This window comes from Streptomyces sp. NPDC017448 (assembly GCF_044330565.1).
Classification (GTDB): domain Bacteria; phylum Actinomycetota; class Actinomycetes; order Streptomycetales; family Streptomycetaceae; genus Streptomyces.
Genome location: NZ_JBIRLM010000001.1, coordinates 695,022 through 709,639 on the forward strand (window position 1 = coordinate 695,022; position 14,618 = coordinate 709,639).

Below are 14,618 nucleotides of genomic sequence, written 5' to 3' on the forward strand. Positions count from 1 at the left end.
AGGCTGCTGAATATGGATATGCACACTGTCGTGGTGGGGACGTCCGGAACCACCGCCGATGACGTCGTCGCCGTGGCCCGCCACGACGCCCGGGTCGAACTCTCCGCCGCCGCCGTGGACGCCCTGGCCGCCGCCCGCCTCATCGTGGACGCGCTCGCCGCCAAACCCGAGCCGGTCTACGGCGTCTCCACCGGCTTCGGCGCCCTCGCCAGCCGCCACATCAGCACCGACCTGCGGGCGCAGCTCCAGCGCAACATCGTCCGCTCGCACGCGGCGGGCATGGGCCCCCGCGTGGAGCGCGAGGTCGTCCGCGCGCTGATGTTCCTCCGGCTGAAGACCGTCGCCTCCGGCCACACCGGCGTACGCCCCGAGGTCGCGCAGACCATGGCCGACGTGCTCAACGCGGGCATCACCCCCGTCGTCCACGAGTACGGCTCCCTCGGCTGCTCCGGCGACCTCGCGCCGCTCTCGCACTGCGCGCTCACCCTGATGGGCGAGGGCGACGCGGAGGGCCCCGACGGCACGGTCCGGCCCGCCGGCGAACTCCTCGCCGCCCACGGCATCGCCCCGGTCGAACTGCGGGAGAAGGAGGGCCTGGCCCTCCTCAACGGCACGGACGGCATGCTCGGCATGCTGGTCATGGCCCTCGCCGACCTGAAGAACCTCTACACCTCGGCCGACATCACCGCCGCCCTCTCCCTGGAGGCGCTGCTCGGCACGGACAAGGTCCTCGCCCCCGAGCTGCACGCCATCCGCCCGCACCCGGGCCAGGGCGCCAGCGCCGCCAACATGCTGCGGGTGCTGGCCGGTTCCGGGCTGACGGGCCATCACCAGGACGACGCGCCCCGGGTCCAGGACGCCTACTCGGTCCGCTGCGCCCCCCAGGTCAACGGCGCGGGCCGTGACACCCTCGCCCACGCGGCCCTCGTCGCCGGGCGCGAACTGGCCTCCTCCGTCGACAACCCGGTGGTCCTCCCCGACGGCCGGGTGGAGTCCAACGGCAACTTCCACGGCGCGCCCGTCGCGTACGTCCTGGACTTCCTCGCGATCGTCGCCGCCGACCTCGGCTCGATCTGCGAGCGCCGCACCGACCGGCTGCTCGACAAGAACCGCTCGCACGGCCTGCCGCCGTTCCTCGCGGACGACGCCGGGGTCGACTCGGGCCTGATGATCGCCCAGTACACCCAGGCCGCCCTGGTCAGCGAGATGAAGCGGCTCGCGGTCCCCGCCTCCGCCGACTCCATCCCGTCCTCCGCGATGCAGGAGGACCACGTCTCCATGGGCTGGTCCGCCGCGCGCAAGCTCCGCACCGCCGTGGACAACCTGACCCGGATCGTCGCCGTCGAGCTGTACGCCGCGACCCGCGCGGTCGAACTGCGCGCCGCCGAAGGGCTCGTCCCCGCCCCCGCCTCGCAGGCCGCCGTGGCCGCGCTGCGGGCCGCCGGGGCGGAGGGCCCGGGACCGGACCGCTTCCTCGCGCCGGACCTGGCCGCCGCCGACGCCTTCGTACGGGAAGGGCGTCTGGTCGCGGCCGTGGAGCCGGTCACCGGCCCGCTGGCCTGAGACCCCGCTCGCGTACGCGTACGGAGGTGGGGGCCCCCCCCCCCGGGGGGGGGGGGCCCCCCCCCCCCCCGGGGGCGCCCCCCCCCCGCCGGCCGGGGGGCGGCCGGGGCGGCGGGCCCCCAACCCCCCGCACCGCCGGGGGGCCCCCCCCCCCCGGGGGGGGGCGGGGGGGGGGGGGCCCCCCCCCCCCGGGGGGGGGGGGGCCCCACCTCCCTACGCGGTGCCGGCTCCGCTCAGCAGGCCGGGCGCGGTCCGGAGCGGCGCGCCGCATACGCGACGAACCCCGTGCCGATGCCCAACAGGGCGGTACCGCCGATGAGATACGGGGTGGTGTCCAGACCCGGGCCGGTGTCGGCGAGGCGCAGGTCGGAGGTGGTACCGGCCTCTCCGGCGGCTTTCGCGGGCGCGGCGGCCGGGGCGTCCTGGACGGCGTGCTCACCGGTCGCGTTGGCCGACGGGACGAACCAGAGAGCGGCCAGCAGCGTGCCGGAGGCGGTGGCGGTCAGCAGTGTGCGACGAGCGACGGACACAGATTCGATCCCCTTGCGACAACCATGAGTTAGCCCCGTGGGCCGATGCTAAGCAAAGCAGCGGGTCGGTGGAAAGTCGCGGCCCCGCCGGGCCGTACGCTCCGGCCATGAACACAGATGAGACATCCAGGTTTGTTCGGCTTCGCGTGGAGATGGTGTTGGAGGTCACCGACCTCGACGCCCTGACCGGTACCGCCCTTGAATCCATCGCCGCCGAGTACGGGGAGCCCGTCGCGGGGGCCGCCGGAGGCGACACCGCCGAGGAGCGGACGCATGCCGAGGCCACGGTCCGGGCAGACGGAGCAGAGGCGCTCGCCTCGCTGGTCGACCCCTTCGATCTGGTCAGCGAGGTGCCCGGGGTTGAGCTGGCCCAAGCGTCCTGGAGCAGCGAGAGCATCGAGTACGACCCCGACGCGGAGGACTGGGACGACGCCGACGACGGCGAGGAGGGCCTGTTCCTCCCGGAGGACGGGGACGAGGAGGAGGGGTACGGCGACACGGTCGCGCACAATGGGAGGCACGACGGCCGGGACGGTGGCCCTGCGCAACGGGCGTGACGTGTGAGAACACCGGCCCCGGCCCCGCTCACCGGCGGACCGGGGCCGCACCGCGCGACGGAGGAAACCGGCTCCCGGTAGCGGGAACCGCCGCTTCCGGGGATGCGTCGATGAGTGGTGTTCCCCACATCCGTCGCGGATGCGGAACGGAGTGCCCTTTCCGGGTGTTCTTGGAACATTGACGGGGAATAGCCGCCTGGCGTTCCCGTCCGGGGATTTTGGGGAATCGGCGACGATGGAGAAGCGTGTGATGACGGACAGCAAGCGGCGCAGGGGCCTGGTGGCCGTGTCCGCACTGCTCGGTGGCGTGCTGGTGCTTTCGGCCTGTAACGACGACGACGGCGGCAGGACCAGCACCGGCAGCTCGGAGTCGTCGCAGCAGGAGGTGGACAAGGCCGCGGCCGAGGACGCCTCCGAGGCGCAGATAACGATCAAGCCGAAGAACGGCGCGACCAACGCCAGCATCAACAACGCGGCCCAGGTCACCGTCGCCAAGGGCAAGCTGACCGAGGTCGTCATGACCACGCAGGACGGCACCGCGGTCGAGGGCAAGGTCTCCGCCGACGGGACGAGCTGGAAGCCCGCCGCCCAGCTGGAGCGGTCCACCACGTACAAGATCGACGCCACGGCGGAGGACGCGAAGGGCCGCAAGGCCCACGAGAACAGTTCCTTCACCACGGTCTCGCCCGACAACAGCTTCATCGGGAACTTCACCCCCGAGGACGGCTCCACGGTCGGCGTCGGGATGCCCGTCTCGATCAACTTCAACAAGGAGATCACGAACAAGAAGGCCGTCCAGGCCGGCATCACCGTGAACTCCAGCAGCGGCCAGGAGGTCGTCGGCCACTGGTTCAACGCCCAGCGCCTGGACTTCCGCCCGCAGGACTACTGGAAGGGCGGCTCCACCGTCACCCTGAAGCTGGCCCTCGACGGCGTCGAGGGCGCGGACGGCGTCTTCGGCGTCCAGCAGAAGACCGTGACCTTCAAGATCGGCCGCAACCAGGTCTCCACCGTCGACGTGAAGACCAAGCAGATGACGGTCGTCCGCGACGGCAAGACGGTCAAGACGATCCCGATCTCCGCGGGCTCCCCCGAGAACCCCACGTACAACGGGCAGATGGTGATCTCCGAGAAGCACAAGGAGACCCGGATGAACGGCGCCACCGTCGGCTTCACCGATGACGACGGCAAGGGCGAGTACGACATCAAGGACGTGCCGCACGCCATGCGCCTGTCCACCTCGGGCACCTTCATCCACGGCAACTACTGGGGCAAGGGCATCTTCGGCAACGCCAACACCAGCCACGGCTGCGTGGGCCTCGCCGACGTGAAGGGCGCGAACGACCCCAACGCCCCCGCCGCCTGGTTCTACGACAACTCGCTCATCGGCGACGTGGTCATCGTCAAGAACTCCCCGGACAAGACCATCACCCCGGACAACGGCCTCAACGGCTGGAACATGAGCTGGGCCGAGTGGACGGCCGGTTCCCAGGCCTGATCCGACCCCGGACCTGATCCCCCGCAGGTCCGTCCCCTTCTCCGCACCACCCCCGTCCCCGCCCGAAGGCGGCGGCCCCGAAGCGTTCCGGGGCCGCCGCCTTCGACGTGCGCGGGCACACCGCCATGACCTCGCGGGTAATCGACGGCCTCCGCCCCGCCCGGCAGCATCGCGGGTGTGCCGAAGCACCGCCCCGACCGCCCGGAGGACCGGACCATGACCGCGTACGCCATCGCCCACCTGCGCCCCACCGACGGCCCCGTCGACGACGAGGTGCTGAACTACATCGAGCGCATCCAGGCCACCATGACGCCCTACGGAGCCCGCTTCCTGGTGCACGGCTCCGAGGTGGAGGTGGTGGAGGGGGTGTGGCCGGGCGGGCTGGTCGTCGTCGCCTTCCCCGGCATCGAGGAGGCCCGCGCCTGGTACGCGTCCCCCGCCTATCAGGAGATCCTTCCGCTGCGCACCCGGCACCTCGTCGGCGACGTGGTGATCGTGCCGGGCGTCGGCCCGGAGTACGACGCCACGGCCACGGCGGCGGCGATGCGGAACGCGCGGGACCGCGCGGCCGGGCAGGGGGAGCGCGGCGGTTCCTGACGGAGGCGCCGGAGCCCGGGCCGGCCGTCGAGCCGTGGGCCGCGGCGCCCGGGGCGCAGGCGGCCGGTCCGGCCGGGACGGTGCAACCGAGCCCGGAGGCCACCGCGGGGCGAGCCCGGACGCCGCAGGGGAGCCGGAGGGCCCGCCGGAGCCGGGGCGTGGAACACTCCCGCACGTGCCTCACTGGATAACCCCGCGCCGCCTGGGCGCCGCCGCCGTCCTGTACGCCGTCTTCGTCGGCGGCTGGTACCTGGGCCAGCCCCTTCCCCGCGTCGGCTGCGAAGAGGAGGCGTCGGCCCCCTCCACCGCCCCGGTCGCGATCGGGGAGCCCGGCGACCTCTCCGGCGGCTTCAGCCGGGCGGCCCGCGACATCGGACAGGTCGCCACCTACGACTTCGTCTCCACCGAGGCGGTCGTCGCGTGCGACCCGTACACGTCCCGCCCCCGCCTGGTCGCCTGGGTGGTCGGCGACTGGCGCTGAGGACGCGCCGCCCCTCCGGTCCGGGGGACGCCGGGGAGCCGGCTCAGTCCGTACGCCCCCGCACCGCCGCCCGGTAGGACAGCAGGTCGCTGCGGCGGACCTGGCGCACCCCCGCGAAGTCCTCGTGCGGTTCGGCGGGGCGTCCCGGGGAGCACTCCGGGGGGCGGACCGGCGCCGGGGCCCCGAGGCGGCGCCACGGCAGGGTCGGCAGCCAGAGCAGCCCGTAGAGCCAGCGCAGCACCAGCGGGCGGAAGCCCGGCCGGCCGGCGTCGGGCAGCCGGATCACCCGGACGCCCATGATCAGCTTTCCGGCGCTCGCCCGGACGGCCATCGTCAGCAGCACCTGGTTGGCGAACGACAGCGCGATCAGCTGGACGGCCAGCAGGGCGACCGCGCGGCCCGTGCCGCCGGAGTCCAGGCAGGACCGCACCAGGAGCCCGACGGCCAGCAGACACAGGTAGCAGTCGAGGCCGACCGCCAGAAAGCGCCGCATGTCGCCGGCGCCCTTGGGGACGCGCGGCTCCCGGAGGCCCCGCACGGGGTGCGGGGAGGAGCGGACATACGCCGGGTAGGACGCCCGGGCGGGCCGGCGCCCGTACGGCGGGCCCTCGAAGGGCGAGGGGGGCGGCGGGCCCTCGAAGGGGGACGGGGGCGGCGGGCCCTCGAAGGGGGACGGGGGCGGCGGGCCCCGGCGGGACCGGGCGGCACCGCCCCAGGGCGTCCGCGCCTGATCAGGGGGCTGCCTCCTCCGACGCCCCCGTGGCTTCGACATGGGGGCATCATGACGGATCACCGGCCGGGATGTCCCTGTTCCTGACGGGTAACCCCGCTGCCTCGGCGAGGATTTCACCGTTCCCTCGCGGACCCCTCCTCCTCGCCTCCCGGAGACGCCGCCCGGGCCGCCGCCGATCACCCCCGGGCGGCGCGACGGGCACCGGAGGAACGCCGTGCGCGTCGCCTCCGGGCCCCTTCGGGACCGCTCCGCCATGTGACCTTCATCACGTCTGCCCGTGCAACCGGAAAGCGGGTCCGAGCCGCGCACGCGGCCCGGAACAGCGGCGCGGGGCCGGTGAGGGGCTCGGCGCGGCGGTCCGGACGCTGAGCAAAACGGCTGATCATGGCCATTATGTGGATGGTCCTCGAAGATCATCGGGCATCCCTGGAGAATCGAACCGTACGACGGTCCAGCGCGTCGTCCGGCCGGGCGACGGCCCCACGGCCCTCCGACCCGGGGGTCCGCGGAGCTCCGGCGGGGGAAGCGGACCGGCGGCGCTCCGGGACGGGGGCGCCGAAGCGCACGAGCCGACCACGGAAGGTCTTGATCAGATGCCGGTCATCCCCCACTCGCCCGACTCCGCCCGCACGCATGACGCGGCCCACCTCATCGAGCCGCTCTACGCCGAGATCCTGCGCCGCAACCAGGGCGAGCTGGAGTTCCACCAGGCCGTCCGGGAGGTCCTGGAGACCCTCGGACCGGTGCTGGCCCGGCGCCCCGAGTTCGTCGACGCGCGCATCATCGAGCGCATATGCGAGCCCGAGCGCCAGCTGATCTTCCGGGTGCCGTGGTCGGACGACTCCGGCGACATCCACGTCAACCGGGGCTTCCGGGTGGAGTTCTCCAGCTCGCTCGGCCCCTACAAGGGCGGCCTGCGCTTCCACCCCTCCGTCAACCTCGGCATCGTGAAGTTCCTCGGCTTCGAGCAGATCTTCAAGAACGCCCTGACCGGCATGCCCATCGGCGGCGGCAAGGGCGGCTCGGACTTCGACCCCAAGGGCCGGTCCGACGCCGAGATCATGCGGTTCTGCCAGTCGTTCATGACCGAGCTCCACCGTCACCTGGGCGAGTACACCGACGTCCCGGCCGGTGACATCGGCGTGGGCGGACGCGAGATCGGCTACCTCTTCGGCCAGTACAAGCGGATCACCAACCGCTACGAGTCCGGCGTCCTCACCGGCAAGGGCCTCGGCTGGGGAGGCGCCCAGGCCCGTACCGAGGCCACCGGCTACGGCACGGTCCTGTTCACCCAGGAGATGCTGCGCAGCCGCGGCGAATCCCTGGACGGCCAGACCGTGGCCGTCTCCGGCTCCGGCAACGTGGCGATCTACGCCGTCGAGAAGGCCCAGCAGCTCGGCGCGACCGTGGTGACCTGCTCGGACTCCAGCGGCTATGTCGTCGACGAGAAGGGCGTCGACCTCGCCCTCCTGAAGGAGATCAAGGAGACCGGCCGGGGCCGGGTCTCGGAGTACGCGGAGCGGCGCGGCGCCCACGCCCGGTTCGTCCCCGGTACGGGGGTGTGGTCGGTCCCGGTCGACGTCGCCCTGCCCTGCGCCACGCAGAACGAGCTCCACGAGTCCGACGCGCTGGACCTCGTGCGCAACGGGGTCAAGGCGGTCGCCGAGGGCGCCAACATGCCCACCACCCCGGAGGCGGTCCGCGTCTTCCAGGAGGCGGGCGTCGCCTTCGCGCCCGGCAAGGCGGCCAACGCGGGCGGGGTCGCGACGAGCGCGCTGGAGATGCAGCAGAACGCCTCCCGGGACTCGTGGACCTTCGCCCACACCGAGGAGCGGCTCGCGGAGATCATGCGGCACATCCACGACTCCTGCCACACGACCGCCGAGCGCTACGGAAGCCCCGGCAACTACGTGGTCGGCGCGAACATCGCGGGCTTCGAGCTGGTCGCGGACGCGATGCTGGCGCAGGGGCTGATCTGACCGCAGGCCGGGGAGGCGCCTCCCCGGCGCCCGCCGCCCCGCGGGGGCGAGGCCGCTCGTGCGGTCTCCCCCGCGCGGGGGAGGGGGCCGGTTCGCGAGGGTGGCGCCCCGGCGCGCCCGGCCGGCACCGCACCACCCGGCCGGGGCCTCGCTGGACCCGCTCCGTTCCCCAACGCCGCTCCCCGTCACGGAACTTCGCCGACAGCGGATTCGCCCGGAGCGCAACGCCGGGCCCGTGCGCGGACGGTGCGGCGCTCCTAGGCTGGAGCGGTGAGCATCCGAGCGACGAACCAGGCCGACGTGATCCCCCTGCGCCCGCTCCCGACGGCGGCCGCCCCGGGCCCGAGCGGCGCCCTGCCCCGGGAGCCGCTGTGGCGGGACCTCGTGGGGGAGGTGCTGCGCCGTGAACGCAAGGCGCAGGGGCGGACGTTGAAGGACGTGTCCGACGCCTCCCGGATCTCCATGGCGTACCTCTCCGAGGTGGAGCGCGGCCGCAAGGAAGCCTCCTCCGAGGTGCTGGCCGCCGCCGCCCAGGCGCTCGGTCTGACCCTCGCCGACGTGTTGGCGCTGGCCGGGGAGCGGCTGGTCCGGCTCACCGCGGCCCGGGCCCGGACCCGGTCCCTCGGGGCGTCGGGCGGACACCGGTCCGGGGCCCCGGCGGGTCCGATGGGCGGCGTGCTGCTGGCGGCCTGACCGGGGGTCTCAGGCTGCCGGCGGCCTGACCGGGGGCCTCAGGCGAGGCCGTCCGTCCCGGCGGCGTGGTCCGCGAGCGCACGCACCTCGGCGGCGACGGCGGTGTGCCGCTCGCGGGGGATGTCGTGGCCGACGCCCGGCTGGAGGACGAGCCGCGCGCCGGGGATCGCCGCGGCGGTGGCCCGGGCGGCGGAGGGCCGGAGCAACGGGTCGTCCGTGCCGTGCAGCACCAGTGCGGGCACGCGCAGCGCGGCCAGGGACGGGCCGTGCCAGGCCGCGCCGATCTGGCGGGACTGGGCGTCCGGGTCGGCGATGCCGGTGTCCACGTCGGCGGTGATCCGCTCCAGCGTCCCCGCCTCGTCGAACGGGTAGCCGGGCGACGCGCAGATCCGCGCCACCGCCAGCCCCGCCGCGATCCGCGCCTCCCGCTCCCGGGCGGGCTTGATCCGGGCGAACTTCGCGAGCGTGGAGAGCCGCAGGTGGCGGAAGGCGCCGAGCCCGCCGACGTCGCTGGGCAGGGCGGCGGACGAGGTGAGCGTGCGCACCCGGTCCGGGTGGCGCAGGGCGACGCGCTGGGCGACGACCCCGCCCAGCGAGTGCCCGAAGAGGTGCGCCGACTCCCAGCCGAGCGCGTCCATGACGGCGACCGCGTCGTCGGCCATGTCCTCGGCCGTGTAGGCCGCGCTCCGCCCGGCGGCCAGGGCGGCGAAGGGGTTGCCCCGGCCGGTGCGCGTCGGCAGCCGGGTGGACTCGCCCGCGTCCCGCTGGTCGTAGCGGGCGACGGCGAACCCGGCGTCCGCGAAGGCGGTGCACAGCTCTCCGGGCCACCAGTGCCGGGAGACGGCGAGGCCCATCACCAGGAGCAGCGGCTCGCCGTCCGCGCCTTCCCGGAGCCGGTCGTGGGCGATCTCGACCGCACCGTTGCGGGCGAAGCGGCGTTCGGTCCAGGTCATGGCGGACTCCTTCGGCGGGTGCCGTGAGCGGACACGGCGGTCGGAACACGGGGGCCGGTGCGCCGCTCGGACGCGGCGTCCCCGTACGGCGGACTCATACTGCGATCGGTGTTCGCAGTATTAGACTACAGCCGGACCCCGGACCCCGGGGGCCCCGGAGGGAAGGTGGCGGACCATGGCTGATCGAGAGCCCCGGCCGGCGACCGTCTGGTCACGCCCCGAGCGGGGGGCCCGCGGACCCGCGCCCGAGCGCAGCCGTGCCCAGATCACCGAGGCGGCCCTCGCCCTCGCCGACGCGGACGGCCTGGCCGCCGTGTCGATGCGCGCGCTCGCGCAGCGGCTGGGTACGGGCCCCGCCTCGCTCTACCGCTACGTGGGGAGCCGGGACGAACTGCTGGACCTCATGGCGGACGCGGTCGCGGCCGAGCTGGACCTCTCCGGGGCGGAGGGGGGCGACTGGCTGGACGGCCTGGTCGGGCTGGCCCTCCAGTCCAGGGCCGCGCACGTCCGGCACCCGTGGCTCGCCGATCTGAACGACCGGCGCGGCGAGGTGCTGGGGCCGCACGCGATCGACTACCTCGACCACGCGCTCGGCGTCCTGGCCCACGCTCCCGGGACCGCCGCCCAGAAGCTGGAGGCCATCGGCCTCGTCGGCGCCCTGGCCGCCCTCTTCGCCCGCCGCGAGGCCGCGGCGGCGGCCGCGGGCGATCCGCCGGGCCGGGCGGCGCAGGCGGCGCGTCTGGCGGCGGTGGCCGCCGAGGGGCGCCACCCCCACCTGCTCGCCGCCCTCACCTCGGCCGGCGCGCCGCCGGGCGCCGGCCCGGCGGACCGGGACGCCCTGTTCGTACGGCTGCTGCGGCGGCTGCTCCCGGCGATGCTCGGCCAGGAGCCCGCGTAACCCCGGTCCGGGCCGACCCGGCCCCCGGACCGAACCGCGTCAGCCCCCGGCCCGGGTCGGGGCAGCCCCGGCCCGGGGTCGGATCAGTCCCCGCCCCGGGGCTGCGGATCAGCCCCGGCCCGGGGCTGCGGTCGGCTCCGGGCGGGGACTACGGATCAGTCCCCGCCCGGGTCGGGATCAGCTCTCGGCCGGTGCGACGCCGATCGGGCAGGAGACGCCCGTGCCGCCGATCCCGCAGTAGCCGCCCGGGTTCTTGTCCAGGTACTGCTGGTGGTACGCCTCCGCCGGCCAGAACGGGCGGCCCTCCGCCGGGAGGATCTCCGTGGTGATCTCCTTGTGGCCCGACGCCGTCAGGACCTTCTGGTACGCCTCACGGGAGGCGTCGGCGGCCGCTGCCTGGGCGGGGGAGTGGGTGTAGATCGCGGAGCGGTACTGGGTGCCCACGTCGTTGCCCTGGCGGAAGCCCTGGGTCGGGTTGTGCGACTCCCAGAAGAGCCTCAGCAACTCCGTGTACGGCACGACGGCCGGGTCGAAGACCACGCGTACCGCCTCCGTGTGCCCGGTCAGGCCCGAGCAGGCCTCCTCGTACGTGGGGTTCTCCGTGTAGCCGCCCTGGTAGCCGACGAGCGTCGTCCACACGCCCTCGGTCTGCCAGAACTTCCGCTCCGCGCCCCAGAAGCAGCCGAGCGCGAAGTCCGCCACTTCCAGGCCCTCCGGGTACGGGCCGAGCAGGGGGTTGCCGAGGACGGTGTGGCGGGAGGGGACGGTGAACTCGGGGACGGGGCGGCCGCGCAGGGCCTGCTCCGGGGTGGGGAGCTCGGGGGTGCGGTGGTTCAGGAACATGCGGGGGCTCCTCCGGGGGTCGGTGTCCGGTACGTACAACACGCGCGTCGCCGCCGGGATTCCGGGCAGCCGGCCCGGCGAACGGCCGGGGCCGCCGGGCCCGCCCGCCCGCACCGGCCGCCCGGCGTCGTCTTCGAGGCCGCGCCCCCTACCCGGCGGCCTCGACGACGGCCGCGAGGGCCTGGGAGAAGGCGCGCGTGCGGGCTGTTTCGTGATTGCGGTGCCACACCAGGGCCAGGAACGAGTCCTGCAGGCCGGTCACGGGGACGAAGGTGACGGCGCGGCGGCCGTAGTAGTCGGCGGTCGGGTAGCAGAGGAGCATCGCCCCACGGTCCGCCTGCACCGTGGCCAAACCCTCCTGGAGGGTGCTCACCGTGGGGCCGGCCGGGATGGGGCGGCCCTCGGGGGTGACGAGCGGAGCCTGGGCGCGTCGCCAGTACTCCGGGGCCGGGCCGTGGACGCCGATGAGGGAGCAGGCGGCCAGCTCCTCGGCGTCGAGCGCGTCGCGCTTCGCGAAGGGGTGCCGGCTGGACACGGCGAGGGACTGGCGCTGCTTGGAGAAGACCCGGTCCGTCACCAGTTCGCTCTCCTGGACCGGCATCAGCACGACCGCCGTGTCGACCTCCCTCCGGTGCACCGGGCCGAACGGGTCGGAATAGGGCATCTCCACGATCTCCGTGGCGCAGTCGGGGTACCTGCTCTGGAAGAGCGCGATGGCGTTCATGACCTGGTCGTTGGCCGTGCCCTGGAAGCCGATGCGGAGCACTCCGCAGATCCCCCGTGCCACGCCCCGGACCTCGTCGATCGTCTCCACGATGGTGTCGAAGGCGGGGCGCAGTCCGGCGACGAGCTGCTCGCCGAGCGGGGTGAGCCGGACCCGGCGGCTGGTGCGCTCGACGAGCCGCGCCCCGATCTTGCTCTCCAGCGACCGCAGCAGTTGGCTGACACGGCTCTGCGAGAGGTACATGCGCTCTCCGGCCCGGCCGAAGTGGAGTTCTTCTGCCAGTGCGAGGAACGCTTCCAGTTCCCGGGCGTCCAGACTGCTCACAGCGGTTCCTCCCCCAATCGCGGCGTGGGTGCTCGCGGACTGCCAATCTATCGATGAGCTCAGCTCATGGAAGGATGAGAAGTCGGCTGTTGTTCCGGCGACCCGCGGTCTGTTGGCTGGAGACATGACGCAGGTTGAGGAATCCACAAGCACACCACCCGCGGCCCCGCGGTCGCCACTCAGCGGCTGGCTGGGGGTGGTGGCCCTGGCGCTGGGCACGTTCACGGTGGTCACCTCCGAAATGCTCCCCGTCGGGTTGCTGACCCCGATGGGGGAGTCGCTCAAGGTCTCCGAAGGCGTGGCCGGTCTCACACTGACGATCACCGGTCTGGTCGCGGCGGTGTCGTCGCCCCTACTCGTCTCCATGCTGGGCAGGGTGGACCGGCGGATCGCGCTCTGCGCGCTGGTCGCCGTGCTGGTGATCGGCAACCTGGGCTCGGCCTGGGCGCCGAACTTCGCCGTGATGGTCATCGCGCGTGTCCTGGTCGGTATCGGCATGGGCGGCGTCTGGGCCATCGCCGCGGGCCTCGCCGTGCGGCTGGTGCCGGCGAAATCGGTCGGCCCCGCCACCTCGCTGGTCTTCAGCGGCATCGCCGTGGCGTCCGTGCTGGGCGTCCCGGCCGGAACGTATCTGGGAGCCGCGGCCGGCTGGCGCGCGGCGTTCTTCGCGGCCGCCGGTCTCGGGCTGGTGGTGCTGATCGCGGCGGCGGTCCTGCTGCCGCGGCTGCCCGCGGAGCGTGTGATCCCGCTCGGCGGTGTGATGGGACTGTTCGGCAACACCCAAGTGCGTACGGGGCTCATGGTCGTCGGCTTCGTGGTGACCGGTCACTTCGCCGCCTACACCTACATCAGGCCGGTACTGGAGGACGTCGCCGGAGTCGGCGCCGGAATGATCGGCACGCTGCTCCTGGTGTACGGGGTCGCCGGTGTGGCCGGGAACTTCCTGGCCGGGGCCGGGGCCGCCCGTTCACCGCGCAGGACGCTGCTGGTGATCAGCTCGGTCATGGCGGCCACCGTCATCGCTCTGCCGTGGTTGGGCGGGTCGCCGGCTCTCGCGGCCGTGCTGATGGCGGTCTGGGGCCTGAGCTACGGCGGAGTCTCGGTGAGCACGCAGACCTGGATCCTGCTCGCCTCCCCGGACGCCCGCGAGGCGGCCTCCTCGCTCTTCGTCGGAGTGTTCAACGGGGCCATCGCGCTGGGTGCGCTGGTCGGCGGACTCGCGGCGGACGGTATCGGCATCACGGCGGTGATGTGGGTCGGCGGAGCGCTCGCGGTGGGCGCGCTGGTGACCACGGCGGCCGGCCGGGCTCCGGCCGCCGCCACGTCCTGACCGCCCGGACGCACGGGGCGGTCGCGCCCCGCACGCGTAAGGCGCCCGGGGGACCCGCGTCCCCCGGGCGCCGTCGCGGTCGGGGTTACGGGAGTTCGTCCGGGCCCGGAGGCAGTGCGGCGAGGAACTTCGTCATCGCGTCGGCCCACTCCTCGGGCCGCTCGGCGGCGATGGCGTGTCCGCAGTCGAGCGTGACCAGTTCGGCGTGCGGGATGCCTCGGGCGAGTACCCGCGAGTGGAGGGGTGTGGTGATCAGGTCGGCCAGGGGGGAGACGATCAGCGTGGGAACGGTGATCGCCCGCAGATCCTCGCGAACATCGATGTCGTCGAACAGGGCCAGCTGCGCGTCGGCGCCGGCGGGCATCCCGGCCGAGAACGCGGCGAGCTGCTCCTCGACCTCCTCGGGGGTGCGCTCGTCAAGCCATTGGGGGCCTCCCACAACGAGCGACAGGTAGGCCGCGAGAGTCCTGGGGTCGTCCGTGTTCCGCGCGAGAGCGCGCCACGTGTCGATCACCAGCCGGAGCCGGGAATTCGCACGGGCGAAACCCGATGAAAGGATGAGCCCCGTCACGCGTTCGGGATGCCGGGTCGCCGCCCGGACGGCCACGGTGGTGCCCATGGAGAATCCGGATATGGCGAAGGATTCGACGCCTGATCTTACGGCGTTCGCCACCAGGTGATCCGCTAATCCATCAAGGGTGAGCGGCCCGTCCGGCATGGGCTGATTTCCGGACCCGGGGAATTCCGGCCCGATTACGGTGCTGACTTGTGCGAGCCTTTCGAGGATCGGCCCGAAGCTGTCCAGAATGTCGCTTCCTGCTCCGTGCGCAAGCAGTAGACCTGGGCCTTTGCCCAACCTTAACGGCTGAGGCGTCGCGTCTTCATGAGTGTCCATGCAGGGATCTTAAGTGCTCC

Annotated in this window: 15 protein-coding genes; 9 read left to right on the top strand and 6 right to left on the bottom strand. The window is 73.6% G+C overall.

All coding sequences use genetic code 11. The annotated features are described in order from the left end of the window. The first annotated feature begins 12 nt into the window (after positions 1–12). A complete protein-coding gene (hutH, locus tag ACH4K1_RS03160) occupies positions 13–1,563 on the top strand; it encodes a histidine ammonia-lyase (protein WP_398085955.1) in 1,551 nt (516 codons plus the stop codon). Positions 1,564–1,796: 233 nt separating this feature from the next. Here hutH and ACH4K1_RS03165 read toward each other — a convergent pair whose 3' ends face one another. After that, entirely contained in the window at positions 1,797–2,093 is a 297-nt protein-coding gene (locus ACH4K1_RS03165; RefSeq protein WP_398085958.1) for a hypothetical protein, read from the bottom strand. 107 nt (positions 2,094–2,200) lie between these two features. On the opposite strand from ACH4K1_RS03165, the gene ACH4K1_RS03170 reads away from it, so the two are divergent. From ACH4K1_RS03170 to ACH4K1_RS03185, 4 genes are all read left to right on the top strand, one after another. Continuing rightward, a complete protein-coding gene (locus ACH4K1_RS03170; RefSeq protein ID WP_398085960.1) occupies positions 2,201–2,650 on the top strand; it encodes a hypothetical protein in 450 nt (149 codons plus the stop codon). 235 nt (positions 2,651–2,885) lie between these two features. Then, positions 2,886–4,148, top strand: coding sequence for an Ig-like domain-containing protein (locus tag ACH4K1_RS03175; protein ID WP_398085962.1), 1,263 nt, complete (start codon positions 2,886–2,888; stop codon positions 4,146–4,148). A gap of 216 nt (positions 4,149–4,364) precedes the next feature. After that, positions 4,365–4,745, top strand: a complete 381-nt coding sequence (locus tag ACH4K1_RS03180) for a DUF1330 domain-containing protein (RefSeq protein WP_398086585.1) — start codon at positions 4,365–4,367, stop codon at positions 4,743–4,745. A 175-nt stretch (positions 4,746–4,920) separates the two neighbouring features. After that, positions 4,921–5,226 carry a hypothetical protein gene (locus ACH4K1_RS03185; RefSeq protein WP_398085965.1) on the top strand — a complete coding sequence of 102 codons (306 nt, stop codon included), beginning with the start codon at positions 4,921–4,923 and terminating at the stop codon, positions 5,224–5,226. A gap of 43 nt (positions 5,227–5,269) precedes the next feature. Here ACH4K1_RS03185 and ACH4K1_RS03190 read toward each other — a convergent pair whose 3' ends face one another. Continuing rightward, a complete protein-coding gene (locus ACH4K1_RS03190; protein ID WP_398085967.1) occupies positions 5,270–5,719 on the bottom strand; it encodes an RDD family protein in 450 nt (149 codons plus the stop codon). Between the two features lie 833 nt (positions 5,720–6,552). Here ACH4K1_RS03190 and gdhA point away from each other — a divergent pair. Both gdhA and ACH4K1_RS03200 read left to right on the top strand, forming a co-directional pair. Beyond that, a complete protein-coding gene (gdhA, locus tag ACH4K1_RS03195) occupies positions 6,553–7,938 on the top strand; it encodes an NADP-specific glutamate dehydrogenase (protein ID WP_398085970.1) in 1,386 nt (461 codons plus the stop codon). A 270-nt stretch (positions 7,939–8,208) separates the two neighbouring features. Continuing rightward, positions 8,209–8,631: a helix-turn-helix domain-containing protein gene (locus tag ACH4K1_RS03200; protein ID WP_398085973.1), complete on the top strand. Its 423-nt coding sequence runs from the start codon at positions 8,209–8,211 to the stop codon at positions 8,629–8,631. A 38-nt stretch (positions 8,632–8,669) separates the two neighbouring features. Here the strand turns inward: ACH4K1_RS03200 and ACH4K1_RS03205 are convergent, their stop codons facing one another. Beyond that, complete coding sequence (locus tag ACH4K1_RS03205; RefSeq protein ID WP_398085976.1) at positions 8,670–9,584, bottom strand: alpha/beta fold hydrolase; 915 nt, start codon at positions 9,582–9,584, stop codon at positions 8,670–8,672. Between the two features lie 175 nt (positions 9,585–9,759). On the opposite strand from ACH4K1_RS03205, the gene ACH4K1_RS03210 reads away from it, so the two are divergent. Further along, on the top strand, positions 9,760–10,482 hold the full coding sequence (locus ACH4K1_RS03210) for a TetR/AcrR family transcriptional regulator (RefSeq protein ID WP_398085978.1): 723 nt from the start codon (positions 9,760–9,762) through the stop codon (positions 10,480–10,482). 177 nt (positions 10,483–10,659) lie between these two features. Here the strand turns inward: ACH4K1_RS03210 and msrA are convergent, their stop codons facing one another. Next, complete coding sequence (msrA, locus tag ACH4K1_RS03215) at positions 10,660–11,325, bottom strand: peptide-methionine (S)-S-oxide reductase MsrA (protein ID WP_398085981.1); 666 nt, start codon at positions 11,323–11,325, stop codon at positions 10,660–10,662. 148 nt (positions 11,326–11,473) lie between these two features. Further along, a complete protein-coding gene (locus ACH4K1_RS03220; protein WP_398085984.1) occupies positions 11,474–12,373 on the bottom strand; it encodes a LysR family transcriptional regulator in 900 nt (299 codons plus the stop codon). Positions 12,374–12,497: 124 nt separating this feature from the next. Between ACH4K1_RS03220 and ACH4K1_RS03225 the strand changes: the two genes are divergently transcribed. Beyond that, entirely contained in the window at positions 12,498–13,703 is a 1,206-nt protein-coding gene (locus ACH4K1_RS03225; protein WP_398085986.1) for an MFS transporter, read from the top strand. Positions 13,704–13,788: 85 nt separating this feature from the next. Here ACH4K1_RS03225 and ACH4K1_RS03230 read toward each other — a convergent pair whose 3' ends face one another. After that, entirely contained in the window at positions 13,789–14,598 is an 810-nt protein-coding gene (locus ACH4K1_RS03230) for an alpha/beta fold hydrolase (protein ID WP_398085989.1), read from the bottom strand. Between the last annotated feature and the right edge of the window lie 20 nt (positions 14,599–14,618).